General features: G+C 31.8%; 15 protein-coding genes. 1 reads left to right on the forward strand and 14 read right to left on the reverse strand.

Going from position 1 to position 18,684, the window contains the following annotated elements; genetic code table 11:
• Positions 1-9 precede the first annotated feature (9 nt).
• From ACZ2V4_RS09845 to ACZ2V4_RS09860, 4 genes are all read right to left on the reverse strand, one after another.
• Positions 10-2,475, reverse strand: coding sequence for a coiled-coil domain-containing protein (locus ACZ2V4_RS09845; protein WP_012655906.1), 2,466 nt, complete (start codon positions 2,473-2,475; stop codon positions 10-12).
• A gap of 52 nt (positions 2,476-2,527) precedes the next feature.
• On the reverse strand, positions 2,528-2,845 hold the full coding sequence (locus ACZ2V4_RS09850; protein WP_012655905.1) for a TrbC/VirB2 family protein: 318 nt from the start codon (positions 2,843-2,845) through the stop codon (positions 2,528-2,530).
• A 26-nt stretch (positions 2,846-2,871) separates the two neighbouring features.
• Positions 2,872-3,120 (reverse strand): hypothetical protein, encoded by a 249-nt coding sequence (locus ACZ2V4_RS09855; RefSeq protein WP_490514814.1) that lies wholly within the window; start codon positions 3,118-3,120, stop codon positions 2,872-2,874.
• Positions 3,121-3,191: 71 nt separating this feature from the next.
• Entirely contained in the window at positions 3,192-6,527 is a 3,336-nt protein-coding gene (locus tag ACZ2V4_RS09860; RefSeq protein ID WP_490514815.1) for an isopeptide-forming domain-containing fimbrial protein, read from the reverse strand.
• 209 nt (positions 6,528-6,736) lie between these two features.
• On the opposite strand from ACZ2V4_RS09860, the gene ACZ2V4_RS09865 reads away from it, so the two are divergent.
• Positions 6,737-7,603, forward strand: a complete 867-nt coding sequence (locus ACZ2V4_RS09865) for a hypothetical protein (protein ID WP_050742491.1) — start codon at positions 6,737-6,739, stop codon at positions 7,601-7,603.
• On the opposite strand, the gene ACZ2V4_RS09870 is transcribed toward ACZ2V4_RS09865, so the two are convergent.
• From ACZ2V4_RS09870 to ACZ2V4_RS09915, 10 genes are all read right to left on the reverse strand, one after another.
• Entirely contained in the window at positions 7,580-7,885 is a 306-nt protein-coding gene (locus ACZ2V4_RS09870) for a hypothetical protein (RefSeq protein WP_012655902.1), read from the reverse strand. The two genes, ACZ2V4_RS09865 and ACZ2V4_RS09870, sit on opposite strands and share 24 nt — an antisense overlap.
• 434 nt (positions 7,886-8,319) lie before the next feature.
• Complete coding sequence (locus ACZ2V4_RS09875; RefSeq protein ID WP_101141018.1) at positions 8,320-8,577, reverse strand: hypothetical protein; 258 nt, start codon at positions 8,575-8,577, stop codon at positions 8,320-8,322.
• Between the two features lie 190 nt (positions 8,578-8,767).
• Positions 8,768-9,415 carry a hypothetical protein gene (locus tag ACZ2V4_RS09880; RefSeq protein WP_012655900.1) on the reverse strand — a complete coding sequence of 216 codons (648 nt, stop codon included), beginning with the start codon at positions 9,413-9,415 and terminating at the stop codon, positions 8,768-8,770.
• 448 nt (positions 9,416-9,863) lie between these two features.
• Positions 9,864-10,199, reverse strand: a complete 336-nt coding sequence (locus ACZ2V4_RS09885) for a hypothetical protein (protein WP_012655899.1) — start codon at positions 10,197-10,199, stop codon at positions 9,864-9,866.
• Between the two features lie 565 nt (positions 10,200-10,764).
• A complete protein-coding gene (locus tag ACZ2V4_RS09890) occupies positions 10,765-11,247 on the reverse strand; it encodes a hypothetical protein (RefSeq protein WP_012655898.1) in 483 nt (160 codons plus the stop codon).
• A gap of 302 nt (positions 11,248-11,549) precedes the next feature.
• Positions 11,550-13,019, reverse strand: a complete 1,470-nt coding sequence (locus tag ACZ2V4_RS09895) for a primase C-terminal domain-containing protein (protein ID WP_490514816.1) — start codon at positions 13,017-13,019, stop codon at positions 11,550-11,552.
• Between the two features lie 515 nt (positions 13,020-13,534).
• A complete protein-coding gene (locus tag ACZ2V4_RS09900; RefSeq protein WP_133421404.1) occupies positions 13,535-13,837 on the reverse strand; it encodes a hypothetical protein in 303 nt (100 codons plus the stop codon).
• Between the two features lies 1 nt (position 13,838).
• A complete protein-coding gene (locus ACZ2V4_RS09905) occupies positions 13,839-14,645 on the reverse strand; it encodes a ParA family protein (protein WP_103214531.1) in 807 nt (268 codons plus the stop codon).
• A 328-nt stretch (positions 14,646-14,973) separates the two neighbouring features.
• Positions 14,974-17,922: a Tn3 family transposase gene (locus tag ACZ2V4_RS09910; RefSeq protein WP_031642476.1), complete on the reverse strand. Its 2,949-nt coding sequence runs from the start codon at positions 17,920-17,922 to the stop codon at positions 14,974-14,976.
• A 36-nt stretch (positions 17,923-17,958) separates the two neighbouring features.
• Complete coding sequence (locus ACZ2V4_RS09915; RefSeq protein ID WP_031642477.1) at positions 17,959-18,510, reverse strand: recombinase family protein; 552 nt, start codon at positions 18,508-18,510, stop codon at positions 17,959-17,961.
• Positions 18,511-18,684: the final 174 nt, after the last annotated feature.

Here is an 18,684-nt window from a genome sequence, read left to right on the forward strand (position 1 = left end):
CTCCTTTTACTATAATTGTGATTCAATCTCTTTTTTTATTTTTTCATCTTTAATATCTTTAAGAATTGCTTTCGTACTTTCTTTATCTTCCTTATCAATAAATAGTTTTGCTATTCTCTCTAAGTCATCCTGGCTGATTTCTGATTTTTCTTCGTAACTCATGGTCTGATATGTCTTGATAAGATCTTCAGTATTTCCGTTAGCTAGATAAACTCTTATTAAATATTCTTTATCATTTGTCTGTTTTGCTAATTCAACTGCATCAATAAAATCTTTTTCAGCTAAGGCTTTATCTTTCAGCTCATCTTTTTTATTAGGTTTAACTTTATATGCTTCTATAAAATCATGGTTATTTACAAGCATTTTATATTCTTTGTCATCAGAATCTTTAATAACTTTTTCTTGGTTATTTTTATTGTTTTTATCTCTGTCAAAATACCCATTATTTTCAGCTACAACATAACCTGTGCCCCCAATTAATGAAACAATAAGTGCACTTGTCAATAATTTACCTAATTTATTATCTGTCTGCTTTGATGCAGGTTCTACTACATTAAATGCCTCTTCCTTCTCTTTGTTTGGTATAATCTGAGTAAGATAATTAGATTTAATTAATTTATTCATCTGTTCGTCTTCTTTTTTGTAAAGTTCCATCTCAGTCTGACGTAGTTCAAGTTCTTGTTGCTTTAATCTGTTCGCATCTTCTTCAGCCGCAATCTTCCTTAAATGATTTTCTTCTTGTTTTAGCTGTAGTTCATGTTTTCGAGCGAGTGCTTCCTGCTTAGCTATTTCAAGATCATTTGCAGATTTAATTGATTCATCTTTTATGGCATTTGCTTTTGAAATTTCTGCTTCAGCTTGTTTCATTTCTAAATTAATACGTTCTTCTTCAAGTTTTAATGCCTTTCTTTCATTGTCATTCTTTTCTTTTTGAAGTTTCAATTCATCACTCTTATTCTTATTTTGAATGATTTCTACACGTAGTAATGAAAGATTTTTAAATGTTTCAGAATCATATTTAATTAAGTTATAGTTTAATTCTTTTTCTAATGACGCTTTAAGCTTTAAAATTTCATTCTCTAATAACTTTATCTGTTGTTCTTTAAATACATCTACTTTTTCGTTAAGTTCGTTATCCAGGTCTTTCTTGCCACGCTCTTTTAACTTTTCGTTATCATCGTTTAGTTCTTTACGTTTTTCAGCTAAGCGTAGCTCTCTTTTTTCTTTCAGCATTTCTTTCTTAGTCTGATGTTGTTTTTTAAAGTCATCCATATCTTTTTGTAATATTAGATTATCTTCTTCTTCGAGCTTTTTATTTAGGCTGTCCATAACGTCTTTATTTAGGGGGGCTTGTTCATTAATCAGATTATCAATGTATTCTTTGTAATCTGGTTTATTTTCTTTATAGTATTCCTCTATTTTGTCTTGGATATCTTTTAAGCCATTATAGTAACTCTCTTTTAATGAATTTATTAAAGCATTGGATTGATTTTTCAAATACTTCTGTTTTTCTTCTTCTCTTTTATTTAAGAATATAATTTCTTCTCTTTCAATTTCACTCATATTTTGTAGATCAGGCTTCTCAATATGAAGCTGTGGCACGTCTATATTAAATTTTTCATCAGATACCTCATTTTTTAATACATCTTGAAACTTATCTGGTATCTCATTAATATTTGATTCAATGATTTTTTCTTCATCTACTGGCTTTGAAGTATATATTTCAATCGTATTGTCTGAATTTATCTCATTCTCAGTTTCATTTACAGAAGCATTCAAATGAGTAAGTTTATTATCATAGCTTTCTTTTTCTAAATCTTTTGTTTCGTATAATTTATCATCATTCACTGCATTTCCAATAATTTCTGCATCTTTTTGCTTTAGCTGAGAATCAGATAAATTTACAATTTCATCTTCTTTATGTAACTCATCAGATTTAGCAGAAGCAATCATGTCAGCTTTTAATTCTTCTAGCTGATCCTGTTCTTCTTCATTAAATTCTATATTCTTTTCAGTTTGTTTCTTTTTAAATGGGCTTACCTTGCTGAAGATACTAACTTTTTTAAGCTTTCCATTTTTTACACTTTCATTAGTAGCTACATCATAATCTTCTGATTCCTGTAGTGCCCCAAAAAATTGCTTTTTGTAATCTTCAGATACACCTTTTTCTTCTGCATTTTTATCTTTTAAAGCTTCATACTCTATGATTGATTTGATTGAATCTGGAGTATTTCTAGTAATTGCATAATTATTTAACATGAAATGTACAATGTTAGGTGCATCATAATCTACTATCTCTATATCAAATGTATATACTTTATTATTCTTCTCAGCAGCTTCTTTTAATAATTTCAGTTTTTCATTAAATTCACTGAAATAATAAGTCTTCTTTGAAGTCAAATTGATAACCTTATTTATATCTTTATCCTTTGGTAAATTTGAAACTTTTACTTTAAATATTTTTAAATTTGACATATTGTATTCTCCTTTTGAAAAGTAATAAAAGAGAGGTAATCCTCTCTTTTCATTAGAATGTTACGTTAGTTGTGATCCAGTCTATAATTGATGTAGCAGCTACGATTAAAACGACACCAATCGCAGTGTTTAACAGATATTGCTTTCCTTGTTGACTACCGTTAGCACCACCCCAGATAAACTGGTAACCTGCCATTGCGACACCGATTGCCCCTAATGCGATACCGATTAATTTCAATGCATTTGATAGTTTTTTTAATCCTCTGATAATATTTTGTACCGCATCGTTATACATAAATAAATGACTAAAATCGAAGTCTCCTAGTACTGTTAATAATGTTAGTAAATTCAAATCTAATATTGTATTCATCTTATTGCTCCTTTAAATTTTTTTAATTAATCGTTTTTTTGTTCTAATACATCTGTTTTATCAAAATTATGTTTATTACCTTTCTTACCAGTTGCATTTTTTAAGACAAGTTCCAAAGCTTTCTGTAATTGATAATCTTTTTCAATTTCTTTAAAAACTTTACCTTTGTTTAAGAAATCGAGCTGTAACTCATTTGTACAGTCTTGTTTAAACTGATTGAAGTCTAAACCTGCATTTTCTACAATTGCTTTAACCTCTTGTGTACTTAAGTTCAATGTCTTATCTCCTTTCTATAAATTTATATAAAAAAGACCAGTACAAAAGTACTGATCTTAGTTATTGCTTATTATTCTTCACTAATTTTTTTACGATACACGAAGTATCCTACTGCTCCAAATAAGGAGATTGCTGCACCTGCATATAGTAAAAAGTCTAATGACTTACTACCTGTATGAGGTAAGATACTTTGAGTTTTTGGTTTTTCAATCTTTTCTACCGAAGGCGTTTCAGTTGTCGTTGGGACAACTACTGATTCAGGTCTTTCTGTCGTTGGTTCTTCTGTCGTCGGTGCTTCTGTTGTCGGTTCCTCTACTTTAGGTGTTGTTGTGACATCTATTTTATTTGATTCAATTTCTTCTTCTACAACTTTCCCGTCTTTATCAATTCCAACGATTGTTTTAGCAGTATTCGGGATTACAACCTTTCCATCTTCACTTGTATACTTACTTAAATCTGCATCTTTCTTGATGAATGTATCAATTGCTAATGTTAATTTTTGACCGATATACTTACTGCCATCTTTTGCTTTCCATGTGATGATCTCTTTCTCCTCATCAATTGTTAATGTACCTTCATCTGTAATGTTCTTACCATCTTTATCAAATACTTTAGCTGACTTTGCCTCTAATACATCTTCCAGATCATCAATAAGAATAACTTCTTTAACATTTTTGTCATCAGTAACTGTTGTTTCTACTGAATAACTATATGATTGACCTACTTCTAACGTATCATCGCTTGCTGATTTTTTAACAACCGTCTTAGATGGATCTTTTGGTACAGTAACATCTACTTTATCTGATGATGTCGTTGTTCCATCAACAATTACATCAGCTGTATTAGGAATCAAGAAATTTCCATCTTTATCTGTGTATTTAGATAAATCAGCATCTTTCTTAACTTGTGCCACTACTTCAAGGACTAACTTTTGACCTGAATATTTTGTAGGGTCTTTTGCTTTCCAAGAAATGATTTCTTTTTCTTTATCAATCGTTAATGTACCTTCAGCTGTAATGTCTTTACCATCTTTATCAAGTACTTTAGCTGATTTTGCCTCTAGTACATCTTCTAAATCATCTGTGATTTCTAATGACTTGATGTCTTTCTTATCAGTAATTGTAGTATTGACACGATACTTGTAGTCTGTTGCTTTTTTAACTTCTGTAGCATCTACTTCTTTTTCATTCGCATCTAATACTGATTTATCTACTACTGTTTTTGTAGGGTCTTTTGGAGCAGGTGGTGGTGTAGGAATGAATAATCCTAAATCGGCATCCATATTATCCTTATCCAATTTGATTGTTTGCGTTAACTTTGTTTTATCTACTGGTGTATATTCTTTCGGTGGTGTGAAATCTACTGTATAATCACCTGCTGGTAAACCTTTAACAACATATTTACCATTATTGTCAGTAGTTGTTGTCGCAACAACTTTACCATCTTTATCTTTAACTTCTACCTTTGCGCCCGGGATACCCTTTTCAGTAGTATCTTGTTTTCCATCCTTATTAACATCATTCCACACTTGATCACCCAATGTGTATTTAAGTATAGGTTTGACGACAACAGGATTAGATGACTTAACACCTTCTTTAGTTGTTAATTTTGCAACGTTTGGAATTTCAATTTTTCCGTCTTTTGTGTAAGGCGTTAAATCTGCTTTTGTTTTTAATACTGCTGTCACTTGCATTTTTAACTTTTGGCCAGCAAATTCAGAAGGTGTTTTTGCAGTCCATGTAATTAATTCTTTTGCATCATCAACATTAACAGTTCCTTTAGATGTAATATCTGTTCCTTTTTCGTCTAAAATCTTAACGGCTTTTGCATCAAGTACATCTTCTAGGTCGTCAGTTAGGACTAACCTATTATTTAATTTACTATCTGTGATTGTGTAATCGACAAAATAGTTAAATGCAGTTCCTTCCTCGACTGTAGGCACTCCACCATTCACTGGTACTTTCGCATCTACCATCTTTTTAACAGTGCTTGCTGTAGGGATATGTGTTTTAGATACAGTATGATTCGTTGGATACTCGGCTTTGTTGATAATTGATTTTGCGACATTATCAACTACATCTCCTTCTTTTAATCCATCAATAGGTTTCGCTTTAAATTCTATCGTATAGTTCTTACCATCCATATTCATCGTGTTTAGAAATTCTGCATCACCATTGAACATGAATGTATGCGTATCTTTTGAATATGTGAATGATGTCGGTGATACACTTACAGCTTTACCAGTGCTATCTAGTAATCGTGCTGAACCTTCAACATAAGTAGTGTTTTTAGGCAGATTATCTACAATCGCAAACTGACTATAACGTTGTAATGCGTCCACACCCAATGTTTGTGTTGGCTGGTTTACTTTGAACGTTAATACCTCACCTGTTTCAAACGTATTCATTGTTTTATTTACCTCATCTGAATCAGTTACAGTTTTATACGGCTTCTTAGGGGCTACGTCAAATAGTGTGGATGAACTAATAGAATTCCATGCACCATAGCGATTTGTCGTACCAACTGCGAAATCTAGTGAATCTCCTTTAACCTGGAATGATACAGTATTTCGTTTAAATGTTTCTCCACCTAACTTATCCGTAAATTCACCAACAGTACCACCATATACTTTCTTTCCATCAACAGTCATAGATTTAACATTGGTATCTGCCGTTAAGTAAGTATCTGATGAAGGATCTTGATTCTTATATCCAACGTATTCACTTGATTCGTTTTTATACAGGCTTGTAACATTAGGATTGCCCTCATAATAGTTCAATGAGTTAAATGTGAAATATGCATCATTGTTGAATACAACTTTTGATCCATCTTTTTTAATGAATTCGACATTAACGTCGAAATCTCTAGCATTCAAATAATAATATCCGGAGAACATATTATCTGAAATCATAAATCCCACGTCTTTCATTTCTCCTGCAGAAGGATTAGTTTCACCCTTAATATTGGAGAATGTCATCTTCACATCAACAGGCTCACCTTTATATGTTGCCTGTTGTTTATAGAGCACTGTAATGACGGCTTTTTCTGAGGTTTCTTGGTCTAGTCTAATGCTTGTTCCGCCAAACCCATCTTGGAATCGACGGAAAGTATGAGAGTCAAAGTTCTCATTCTTTTCCATATAGTAGTCCGCCGTCTGATATTCATTATTTGTCGGTTTAGTCACTGATTTTGGCGTTACGCCTGTAACTGTGACTATCGGTTTAATCTCTTTACCAGCATCAGGAATAATTAAAAAGTTATTTTCTACAGCGCGTAATTCTCCATCTTTCACAGTTACTTCAGCTGCATCTACTTGATATGATACTAATAATGATGAGGCGATAACGCCTGATGCTAGAAGTATCTTTAATGTCTTGTTTTTCTTGCTTATTAATTTTTTGTTCATTTCTATATTCTCCTTTAATTTAAATAATAAAAAGCCATCAAGTAATTTTCGTTACCTGATGGCTATGTCCCTTAAAACAGTTATTCAGTTGGTGCTCGCGGGGAATTCATATTAGCGACTCCTTTCTTATTTATAAATAGAACCCCAATTACAGTTACATTTGTAATTGGGGTATAATGGAATAAACTATTTAACTGGTGGTGTATATTATGACAAAAGAAACTGCCTTTTCTTTACAACTTGGTAGACCCATTACTGCACTTGAAGCAAATGACTTAGCATTAAAAGGCATTTTAAAAGATCGTCATGCTTTTCAGTGTTCAGATCAATGCAAAGTGCCATACACTTGTGCAAATTTCAAAACAATTGCTAATGAAAGAAAAAAAGCACCTTACTTTGTTTGTGGCAATCAAGATGCTGTTCATGATGAAAGTTGTCTTGTAGGTATGGAAATTAGCAAAAATAATCAATCAAAATTAAATAAATCTGAATTAAAAAATTCAGGTGATTTTAGATTAAATCTCAGCGTTAACGGTTTTAATCCTATTACTAATAATCATGTTAAAACATCATCAAAAGCCATCTCTAATTCGTATGATGACAATTTTAATGAAGATATAAAAAATAATCAAAACACTAAAGTAATTCATTCAAACATCAATTCTCTGCGTAAACTCGTAAGTTTATATAATTCAGATGAATATAATAATAAGGTGACACTACTAAGGATTGGCAGCACTTCTCTGAAGCTAGCTGATTTATTTTTCAATTTTAATGAGACAACTATTCTTACTAAAGATTTGTATATTTATCATGGTCATGTCTGGATTAATGAATATGAAGAATATTATCAAATACGTTCAAAATCAAACTGTACTTTAAATGGTATTACTGATAAAGTTTCATTTTTAATCTATAAAGATAATATGGAATCATATCCTCACTTAGAAATAGTCACTAAACATAAACAACTTAAACTATATATCTTAGCAAATGTTAAAACTTATCAAAATAAATATTTAAACTTTAGATTTAAAAATAATATGCATAATCTACACTTTATCAATATCAATTGATATCTTTGAAAAATTACTTAAAGCGTCAATAAGATTTTTTATTGATTGTTTATCGGATAGTGCCAGCATATGTGCTTTTGTTATATCAATAATACATATGCCATTTTCAATTTTATCTCTATAATATTTCTCTATATATTCGTTTACTTCAGCTAAAGAATTAGTATGCAAACATATAATCTTATTATCAAATAATAGTAAATATTCTTTAATTATTTCAACATGTTCCCTACCACATGATGTGTAGCTATCACTTTCATGTACAAATACCGGTATCCCCAATGTTATACTCCTTTCAATAATAAAAGCCCTTAGACTATGTAGTTAATCTAAGGGCTTTTATTCAAATATTGGTACCATACTTATAAGCTTATGACTAAGTTCACGATGATTAACCTTGTATATCTGTTCTTCATAATCAAAAAATTCTAAATCATTATGATTTATTGGTATTAGAATCATCTCTTGAATCATATCTTCATTATCATATATGTTTACACTTGTTGTTAGTTTATCTTGATAAACATGACCCAAAATTGTATTTTTAACATTTGATTGATATGAATCACTTGCTGTTGCTACTTCTAAAATAGTTGTCTGATATATTTAGTTGTTTCATTCTACGTTCTAAAGGTGGATCAAAATAAAATGTAGTATTTTTATCAATGAACTTCGCTTTATTGATATTCATTTACTGCACCTCCCATTTCTATTATTTATATTTTCTTCTTATTATTAAATCCACTTTTATTCCATAAGTAGTTAGCATAATCACTACGTTTATACGTATGTCGTTTATACATCTGATCTACAACGATATGTATGTCCTTACGATTCCTATGACACACCATCACAATGTCAAACCGATTCCAGGTCGTCATACTTACTGCCATCTTATCCGTAAACATTTTATTAATTCTTATATTTTTAAAACGTTCCTCCAAATCAATATTTGTTACGACTTCTTGTTTCATACCAATAATTTCACCTCCTAACAAAAAAGAGGGTTTTAAAATCAATTGATTTTAAAACCCTCTTTAACTGCCTTATCTATAATATCCATTGTTCTTTCTAATTCATAACGACATGTTAAAAGTTTTTCCTGAAGACAATAATTTTTATATAGCAAATAAAATATAATTAATATAAACACTATAATGATTATCATGCATAACTCAACCTGTAATCATTATTACTTTTAGCATTTAGCATTTTATCATTTAACATGTCATAAACAATAATCTTACTCGTAAAAAGATTAAACAATAATTCTGAATCAGGCATCTTCGTTAATCCTCTAATAAAACGATAAGTATTATCTGTCGCCTTACACTTTGTCCCACAACTCAAATCAATATCATAATCGGTACAACATATGATATCTCTATCTTTTTGTATCAAGAAACCAGCATTATTTACATGATCAACCATATAATCCTTGATATGCTCCTTTATTTCTTCACTGATACCGGGTATTTCATTCTCTAAAACAGCTATATCATTTAATACAACAATATAACTTGTTGTCACTGAAAAAGTTAATGGCAACTCACCATAATACACTTTATTCAAATACTTAAATTTGTTCTCCTTATTTTCTGCACATCCATATTTAATTGCAGCTTCAAATAATGGCATCACTGTAGTAATTGATATATCGTCTAATGATAACGTATTAAACTTCAATCTTTCTAATAGTTCTATCGCTACATTTGTTTCATCTTCTAGAATATATAAATTATCAAATCTATCTAGTAAAGTTGATACAGCATTTTTAATTTCAGATATATCTTCTAAATAAATGTCTTTCATGATTATCATTTCCTTTCCCTTAGATTTTTTATTGTTATTTCTAGCAGATTGATTTGTGAACACTAACATAATTCCATTATAATTAAAAAATTTTTTTACTTTGATTAGGTCTGTTCTATAGAATTTATGGCTTTGAATTCTAAACCTTACATATCAACATCGCTACTTTCGATTATCGCAATGACGAGATTTGCTCCCTTTTCAGATCCTGGCAAACTAATATGAGGATGAACGCTTTTTAGATAAACGATAACTGTTACCCTAATGAGTAACTCAATTTATAGACCTTCTTCTACACTAGCATTTTCGCTTTTATGTGGCTGTTTCCAGCTCATCATCCTTAGAAGTTAAAGAATGAACACAGAGTCATGTTATTTAGTTGTCAAAGTACTATATTGTGTCTACATCACTTTGAATGTATTCACAAATCAATCTGCTAGAATTGATTTTAAGAGTTTTTCAATCTATCTTTTCTTACATAGTTCACTTTTCTAATATGTCTGTCACGATTCGGTCTCTTATAAATAATCTGACCTTGTAAATTTCTTACTGTCTTGATCTGACTGAGTAACTCAGCGAGTGGTAACATTCTTACAGTATTATTTAAAAAGTTGTTGTTATCTCTATGTCTTCTAATCACAATACCATTTCCAACGTTTACATAATCCTCATTACTAAAAGTTCTGAACATATAACCGTTTTCTTCTAATTCTGTAATATCGACAATATGATTAAAGTTATACATCAATCTAAATTTTCTTGTATTAATATTTGCTGTTTTCATAATCAACAACTCCTTTTTATTAATCACTTTGGGAATGATTAATTGACTGTATGGGAATAACGCTGCCTGGTTTGACAACTAAAAAAGAGGACCCACCAACAGCTATTTTCAGCTATCAGCAAGTCCTCTATCCTCTAAATTCATCTTTATCATAAACTAATAACCCCTCCCCTCTATTTCTTATTAACAACGTAAAGAAAGAAGTAAGGTTTATAACTCTATAATTGTAGACAGAACGTCATACAATACAGATTTACTGTATTGAATAAAACACAGTTATAGTTTATTATTGAGATACTGTGCATAACAAATATTATAGCCGTAATCTATAGTATTTGTAGCACAGGATTTAGAGGGGATAAGCCAATAGCTATTTCCAGTAGCTGTTGGTGATCAGGATAGATAAGTGGTGGTACACTTATCCGTCCGTCCCCTTTTTTAATTGTCAAAAAACAGGTTTTGTTATATTCGATAATAAGTTACATTTATCCTTAAGTCAACATAATACACCAAAGTTTTTCCACAATTAAAAAATTTATATAAAATTTAATTTATATAACGCAACTTATTTTTCTTTTAAATACACATCTTCTGAATCATCTAATTCATCATTTGTACCTTTTTCTTTAAAAGGCATAAAAACTTTACACTCAGCATCTGGATTATCTGTAGTTACATTCCGACAATCTTCATCAACGTATCTTAAAACAAGATTATTGTTATTATCTTTATCTAAAGCCCAATATCCTGCATCAGGTGTCTGATCTACATATCCTGCTTTTAATTTATCAAAAGTAACATGGTAATAACCATCTTTTGATTTCTCCTCAGAAACCTTGTATTCACCTTCATCTGTTCTACCTAAGTTACCGTTCTCTTTTACCTGCAATGTACCATCATCTCTGAAAGTTAAGAGATATTCATTATCTCCTCCTTGTGTTGCTTCAAAGGTTTTACCCTTCAATGCAGCATCACCTTCCTGATTAGATCCACATGCAGTTAATATTAATGACAATCCTAATAGACCACCAATAACAATCTTTTTCATAGGCATTTCCTCCATCAGTTATAATACTATTATACCAAATAAGCTATATATATGAATAGCATAATGTATAATTTTATTCTAAAAAGTTTTTTATGGTAACTATGATACTAGAATATACTGGGAATACAACTATTTTCTTTACATTAACAAGATTAACATAAATGCTCCCAAAACACAAACGTATGTTCGTACAAACAAATGTTCGTATAAAGTCGAAAATATTTATATATATTTCATAATATATAACTACACAAGTCTATATAAATATATATTTATGTAAGGGACAACGGACAAAATGTATTTTATTCTAATTTTACACCTAAATCGTTGATTTCATCGTGTTTCAACCCATCACTGGCGATTGTAAAATGTCTGATGATCTGTTCTTTTTCTTGCAGGTTTAAATAAGGCATCACCTTTGTTAAATACATACGATATTGAGCCTTCAGGTTCTTATTCTGTTCGATTAATGTCTGAATATAGTTGTATAGGGATGCTTTTGTTGCAAGTACAACCTTACTTCCTTCTTTGCTTATTAATACTGTTTTAGTTAGCTTCAGGACATCATAATACGTTGATCTTGGTATGTTTAACGCACTTATAACCTCTTTAGGACGCATTACAACCTTCCCTTTTTCCGCATTCTCATTGATAAAACGAATCATATCCCCTTCCCACTCATACCAATGGGATCTTTCACGCTCTTCTCTTGGCTTTGCATGGTGTCTGAAGAAGTAATTGTTCTTGTCATTGTCTGTAATTTCGCACCAAGTATACAATAATAGGTCAATAAATTGCTTTTTAGCACCTTTATATTGCCCTGAATAAGCGCTGTTTACTTTCTGTACAACAATATTTTCGTCTAATGGTTCTTCAAGATTACTGTTAAATTTCTGCATCATTAACAGAGCCTCCTCTTTTTCAACTTTTCCAGCATAGAGTTGAAGGCTCATAGTAAATATTGCATTGTCACGTCCGATTTGTCCGTTACTCCCCTTGATGTGGGTACAATTAATAAGCATGTGGAACCAAGGTTCATGAATGCTTCGTAGAGATGCGAAATCATAGACTTTTGCTGTATCTTTAGTCAATTTTCTACTCTCGATATTTAATTTTTCAAACTCCATAGAGAACTCAATAAATTGGTCTAATGAATGAATTGAGTTCGGGCTGTATGACAATATATTTTCCTCTTTTGGGCATCTGAAGAATCCAAAGTGATTACATGCCATGTCAACTTCTTCAAACACCTGTCTGTAGTGTTCTCTGAGGTTCATGCTGATTCTCTTTGCCATCTTTACTGCTTTATTATCATTCTTTTTAATAAAGATTGGGTTTTTAAGATAATACTGTACCTGGTAACCGTGAGGCGTATCTAGAATGATTGTTGGCTGTAAACCTGCTTCCATCCCTCTGAATACGATATCCGTACGTTTTACCTTGTTTTTATCAATCCCATCAATATCAATTACAAATGCATTTATCTGTTTTAAGTTATCTTCTCTATGACCTATTACCTTATCATCACCAATATATTTCGCTGAACGAAATACATTTGGCGTAATATGAGTAAACGTCTTATGATTATCTACTAATGCCTCTACTGAGCCGATGATTAAGCCTTTTGCCCCTTTCAGACCTGACTTTGTATTGATACCAATTACTTTTCCAGGTCTGAAGACAGAAACAGACTCACTGAATGCGAACTTTGACCCTTTAGGACGCTTTACAGATAGTCCCCCATTCGTCATCTTCTCAAAGATCTCTAGCATATTCAGTTTTTCTCCATACATAAAAAGCTACCTATCCTTTCCTCGAATATTGTCATGAAAGAAACGTATGATCAATATTCCAGAGGAAAAGACGGTAGCATAAATCAGGGTAGGTCAAAGAAAATACACTAATCCCTATAAAATTTGTGCAAACATCTTGTCAGTCTGCCCAAACAATTATATAATAAAGTTAACAAAATTAATTATAAATAGTTTGCTTGTTTTTTGTTTTTGGGCAGGCTGACTATTGAACACTATTTTCGATAAAGAGAGGATTCCCAAAATCCTCTCTTTTTCTTATGGTCTAAAGTTTGGTTACCAAGCAAACTTTAGATTTCTTCCTGGATTCCCAGGCCCAAGAAGCTATAAGAAGAAAATTGTTTCAATCGATATGAAGTTGTTATATTGCTTATATTTAGAATACACAAATATACAAGCGTTGTAAAACGTTAATTTTTTATAGCATAAAACATAAAACATAAATAATATTTTATGTTTATATTCTTTGAAACCCTCTAGAATAAGCCTTTTCTACGAGCTGAATCTATCTTCTGGTCTATGCTGTTTTCATAAACTTTTTCGTATGTTTCCTTATCTTCACCTTTTAGCTTGTCTGCAAGCTTCGATAATGCGAAATCTACAAGCTCTGCTTTATTCATATCTACATAGATTTGATCTAATGCCGTAAGTTTTGCATGTGTATCTCCAGTTACTTTTATAGAAGTAGCTGCAATCTTTTTTATCTGCATCTCTCTATTCGCAAGTGGATTTTCTCTTAAATGTTCCTTATTATTCTTTAAATCATCTAATAAACTCATATTACTTCGCCTCCATTTTTTCTAAACGTTCTAAGAATTCGTCTGTAAGATTCTCATATTCTTGAATCGTCTTTCTATCCCAATGATCTTCTTCAGTAATGCCATATTCATCCCAGTACTTCACGCGTTCCATATGTTTGATGATATGTTCAAAAACGTGTTCCTTATATGTAGCAGTCGCATCTTCTAATGTTGTCATATCTGTTTTCGTCTGCTTGGAGAACATAACAGGTACAATTCCTAGAATTTCAAATTTATTTTTATAAGCATCTCTGAACTTTACTAAGTGTTCTGCAAACTTATCAACTGCTCTGAACGATCTTCTGTGTGTCTGCATCACAATTAATGAATAGTCACATGCGTAAATAGCATTATTGCTAAAATCTGAAATTGTTGGTGGTGTATCGATAATGATTAAATCATACTCTTTTCTAACACCTTTTAAAAATTCATCTAGAATTTTTACCTTCTGATAGCTATCTAGCTGAATTAAATGATATGGTAAGCCTACTAGGTTAAAATCTGCTGGAATCAGATCCATATTATCACTCAATTTAATAGTGATTGCTTTTCTATTTGTTTCAGTGATACCTTTATAAATAGATAATTTCTCTAAACCAGCAACATCCTCTAACATATCTTTTCTGAATGTTCTAAGTAGAAGTTCTGTTGCATCTGCCTGGGGATCAAAATCAACGACTAATACTTTTTTATTTCTTTTTTCAGATAAGACATAAGCGAGTAAACATGCTGTTGAAGTCTTACTGACACCACCTTTAAAGTTATTGATGCTAATTACTTTACCCAATACTATCACTCCTTATAGTTACTTGATTTTATTATAGCATAAAGCATAAAATATAAAACATAATATATTAAACATAAAACATAATTTAAAACATCATGAATATGCGTAAAAGTATAATGAATATAATAAATACTACGATCCACACTAAGCATCCTGAAAACAATAACCATATCAATCTTAATGCAGCTATGACGACACCTGGCAATAATATAAACATCACACCTATTAGGGGTACAGCCAACATTTCGGAAATTTTGTACGTTAAGCAAAATTCGACACAAAAAAAGCCAAATACCTGTACGCTAAGGGATTTGGCTTATGTTATAGATTAATTTTTATTTAAGGGTCTTAAGGAATTTGTGGGTAATCGATGCGAATCAAATTTATATTCTCCAAGAAAATTAATATGCTCCCATCCTAAAGGTGAAATGTGTGGAAGTAATTCTTCTCTTAAAACATTATTTTTCTTAAATTCCTTTGTAACTTCACTTAAATACACAGTATTCCATACACTAATTGCATTTATTAATATATTTAACGCACTGGCTCTTTGGAGTTGATCTTGTATGCCACGTTCTCTAAATTCTCCACGTTTACCAAAAAATAAAGCTCTAGCCAATCCATTCATGGCTTCTCCTTTATTTAACCCACGATGTATCCTTCTTCTTAATGCTTCATTTGTTATATAGTCAAGAATAAAGATTGTTTTTTCAATTCTCCCAATCTCACGAAGAGCTGTAGCTATTTTATTTTGTCTTGCATATGAACCTAATTTCCCCATGATTAATGATCCAGAAACTCTTCCTTCTCGAATTGAATGTGCCAGCCTTAATACATCATCAAAATTCTCTTTAATAACGTTTGTGTTAATCTTACCTCGAAGTATGCCTTTTATGTTTGGAAAATCATTAGGAGAAGAAATGGTATATAATTTAGCGTCACTTATATCTCTTAGTCTTGGTGCAAAACGAAACCCTAACAAATGACTTAATCCGAAAACTTGATCCGTATAACCGGCTGTATCAGTGTAATGCTCTTCAATTGAAAGGTCTGATTCATGATGTAATAATCCATCTATCACATGTACGGCATCCCTGGCATTTGTATTAATAACTTTGGCATAAAAGGAAGAAAACTGATCACTTGTAAAACGATAAATGGTCGTACCTTTCCCCGTTCCGTAATGCGGATTTGAATCTGCATGTAACGATGATACACCGACAGGAACGCGCATACCATCAGAAGACGATGTTGTCCCATCTCCCCAATATGAAGTTAATGATATACGGTGCTGATAATTTACCAGTGTAGCTTGAGCGCGAGTCATCGCATCTTCATGTAATCTCCATTGCATAACATTGGCCATCTGGCGATATGAAATATCAGGAGTTGCTTCTGCCATTTTAGTTAATCCAATATTTGTCCCCATTGCCATTAATGAAGCCATCACAATAGACTTTTCCTCACCTTTAGGCGGTTGATTTGAAGAAGCGTGAACAAATGATTCATCAAATCCAGTCCATTCAGCTACCTCCATTAATAAATCAGTAAGTTTAACTCTAGGAAGCATATTATAAAGCGATAAGCTGAAATTTCTAGCTTCTTCAGGAGTATCAGCTTGAAGTCTCTCAATATGTATCTTTTGTTTTTCAATGTTGATACTTTCAACTTTATCAATATTTTTGGAAATCCATTGAAGTTTAGTATTTAAAGTTTCGCATCTTTCCTGTATATACTGTTCAAAACTTACATTAACAGCTATATTAGTCCCTTTATTCTTTGCTTTTCCCCAATCATCTTTTGACACTAAATATTCTTCAAAATCCTTATGTAATCGACTACCTTCAACCCAAACATCACCAGAACGGATATAGTTTTTGAGTTCTGTTAAGGCAGCCATTTCATAATATTGACGGTTAATGTTACCTTCATCATCAAAAACATGTTTTTGCCAACGTTTAGGAACAAAACTCAAAGGTGAGCCATCAGGGATTTTCCTTTTTCCAGAATCATTTAATTCGCGTATGGTATCTAATGCTTTTAATAAAGGCTCTGCTGATTTAGTAGATTTGAACACTAAAGAATCCAACAGGCTCGGAGTATATTTCCTTAAATAGTTATATCGAGTTTTTATTAAATCAAGGTAATCATAATCCATTGGTCTTGATAATAATTTAGCTTCCTCAATCGATTCTACAATTTTATCCCACGGCATTACTTGCTCTAGTGCCACATAGGGATCAATACCTTCCTCTTTGGCCTTAATTAAAGCCGTTCCTATATCTGCGTAATGCACAACTTTTTCATTTACTGACTTTCCATTTTGTTTTTGTATCTCTTCTTGTGTTTTTCTGCCTTTTGCTTGTAACACCATCATTTGTCTATCATGAATTTCAATGGCATGGTCAGTTAAGTCTTGGGAGAGAGTGATTAAGTGAGCGACTAATAATGCATATCTTTTATCTTCGTTAAATCTTCTAAAAGAATGGGGTTCATATCTTGCCCCAATTCGTGCCAATTGTAAAAGTCTATTGGGGTGTATTAATGCCGTATTGGCTGCGATATTCATTTCTTTAATGTACTTTAATCTTTTTATGACCTTTATAAAAGAATCTGGTGACGACTGTCCGGGAATTTCCCGAAGCCAAGCTAATTGGGTTTTATTATTATTTACCGTTAAATCGATTAACTTTTCTAGTTCACGCTTATGTCTTTCGGAAAGATTGCTTGTTAGTATGGCATATATTTTTTTCTCTGCACGCGTTCTTGCTAGCCAAACCATCCTTTCGATTGTTAGTATGGCAGGAAGGATTATTTTTTCCTTTCTTAATAAATCAATTGCTGTGCGTACTAGATGCATCGAATTCCCATTGTCCAATGCGAATTTTAAAAGAACATTAGAAATCGTACGATAATCGCTGTTATTAAAGTTTCTATATCCATAAACTTGACGTATTTCTTCTAAATGCTCACGTCTAGTTGTATCACGTTGAGCATATGAAGAGTAAACTTCTGGATCTACATTAATTTGATTAGCGACGTAATTAATAAGGCTTTCGGGTATTTCTAACATATTAATTAAAGAACAACCGGGGTTTCTAAGAATGCATAATTGGAGTGCGAACCCTAAGCGATTATGCTCTCTTCTATGACGATTTATAACATCAATATCATAGTCAGATAGACTGTAATAAGAAGTAAATTCAAATTCTGATAAATTATTAAGGTTTAAAATTTCCTTGCGCTGTTCTTGTGTCAGCAGTTCTTTCACACTCAAGTTAAATCAATCCTTATTAATAATTTTGGTATGAGCCTAATTTACTTTGTCTAAGTATCTATACAGTGAGGTTTTGCTGATTCCTGTTGCTTCTGTAATTTGGTTGATTGTATAATCCTTGCTTTTATACATTTTAATCGCCATTTCAACTTTATCCTTTTTCTTCGATGGTCTGCCACCTTTCCTTCCTCTGGATCTTGCTGCTTGAAGCCCTGATTTTGTCCTTTCGCTAATAATATCTCGTTCTAACTCTGCAATATTTGCCATTGTACGAAAGAAAAACTTCCCCATTGCAGTTGAAGTATCAATACTGTCATTAATAGAGACAAAATCTACGCCCAGATCATTGAATAATTCACTAAGTTCAATTAGATGTTTTGTAGAACGTGAAATACGATCCAGTTTATATACAACAATTTTGTCGCCACTGCGTAAGACTTTAAGAAGTTCTTCAAGTTGGGATCTATCTTTTCTAGTTCCGGTCAATTTTTCTTTATAAATTTTTTCTACCCCAAATTTTGTAAGGGCATCAACTTGCATATCCAAGTTTTGTTCCTCCGTACTTACACGTGCATAACCAAATACCATCATTCATCACCTGCAAAAGTAGTTTATAACCCTATATTAGCACCAAAAACGGTATCAGATACTAAAAATGTTACTTTGATTTTGGGAATGAGTTTTGGTTCTATAGATTAATAGAAATAGGTTGTTTTTTTAAAAATATTTATCAGTACCATAAACGGTCGTTTTCGGTATTGG

The sequence above is a fragment of the Macrococcus sp. CoH-51_TC_04 genome (assembly GCF_058188655.1).

Excerpts from the sequence above, each read along its gene's own strand:
- ACZ2V4_RS09885 (WP_012655899.1), bottom strand. The coding sequence starts at position 10,199 with ATGAAAACAGCAAATATTAATACAAGAAAATTTAGATTGATGTATAAC.
- ACZ2V4_RS09915 (WP_031642477.1), bottom strand. The coding sequence starts at position 18,510 with ATGGTATTTGGTTATGCACGTGTAAGTACGGAGGAACAAAACTTGGAT.
- ACZ2V4_RS09850 (WP_012655905.1), bottom strand. The coding sequence starts at position 2,845 with ATGAATACAATATTAGATTTGAATTTACTAACATTATTAACAGTACTA.
- ACZ2V4_RS09895 (WP_490514816.1), bottom strand. The coding sequence starts at position 13,019 with ATGCTAGAGATCTTTGAGAAGATGACGAATGGGGGACTATCTGTAAAG.
- ACZ2V4_RS09865 (WP_050742491.1), top strand. The coding sequence starts at position 6,737 with ATGACAAAAGAAACTGCCTTTTCTTTACAACTTGGTAGACCCATTACT.
- ACZ2V4_RS09880 (WP_012655900.1), bottom strand. The coding sequence starts at position 9,415 with ATGAAAGACATTTATTTAGAAGATATATCTGAAATTAAAAATGCTGTA.
- ACZ2V4_RS09845 (WP_012655906.1), bottom strand. The coding sequence starts at position 2,475 with ATGTCAAATTTAAAAATATTTAAAGTAAAAGTTTCAAATTTACCAAAG.
- ACZ2V4_RS09860 (WP_490514815.1), bottom strand. The coding sequence starts at position 6,527 with ATGAACAAAAAATTAATAAGCAAGAAAAACAAGACATTAAAGATACTT.
- ACZ2V4_RS09875 (WP_101141018.1), bottom strand. The coding sequence starts at position 8,577 with ATGAAACAAGAAGTCGTAACAAATATTGATTTGGAGGAACGTTTTAAA.
- ACZ2V4_RS09890 (WP_012655898.1), bottom strand. The coding sequence starts at position 11,247 with ATGAAAAAGATTGTTATTGGTGGTCTATTAGGATTGTCATTAATATTA.
- ACZ2V4_RS09900 (WP_133421404.1), bottom strand. The coding sequence starts at position 13,837 with ATGAGTTTATTAGATGATTTAAAGAATAATAAGGAACATTTAAGAGAA.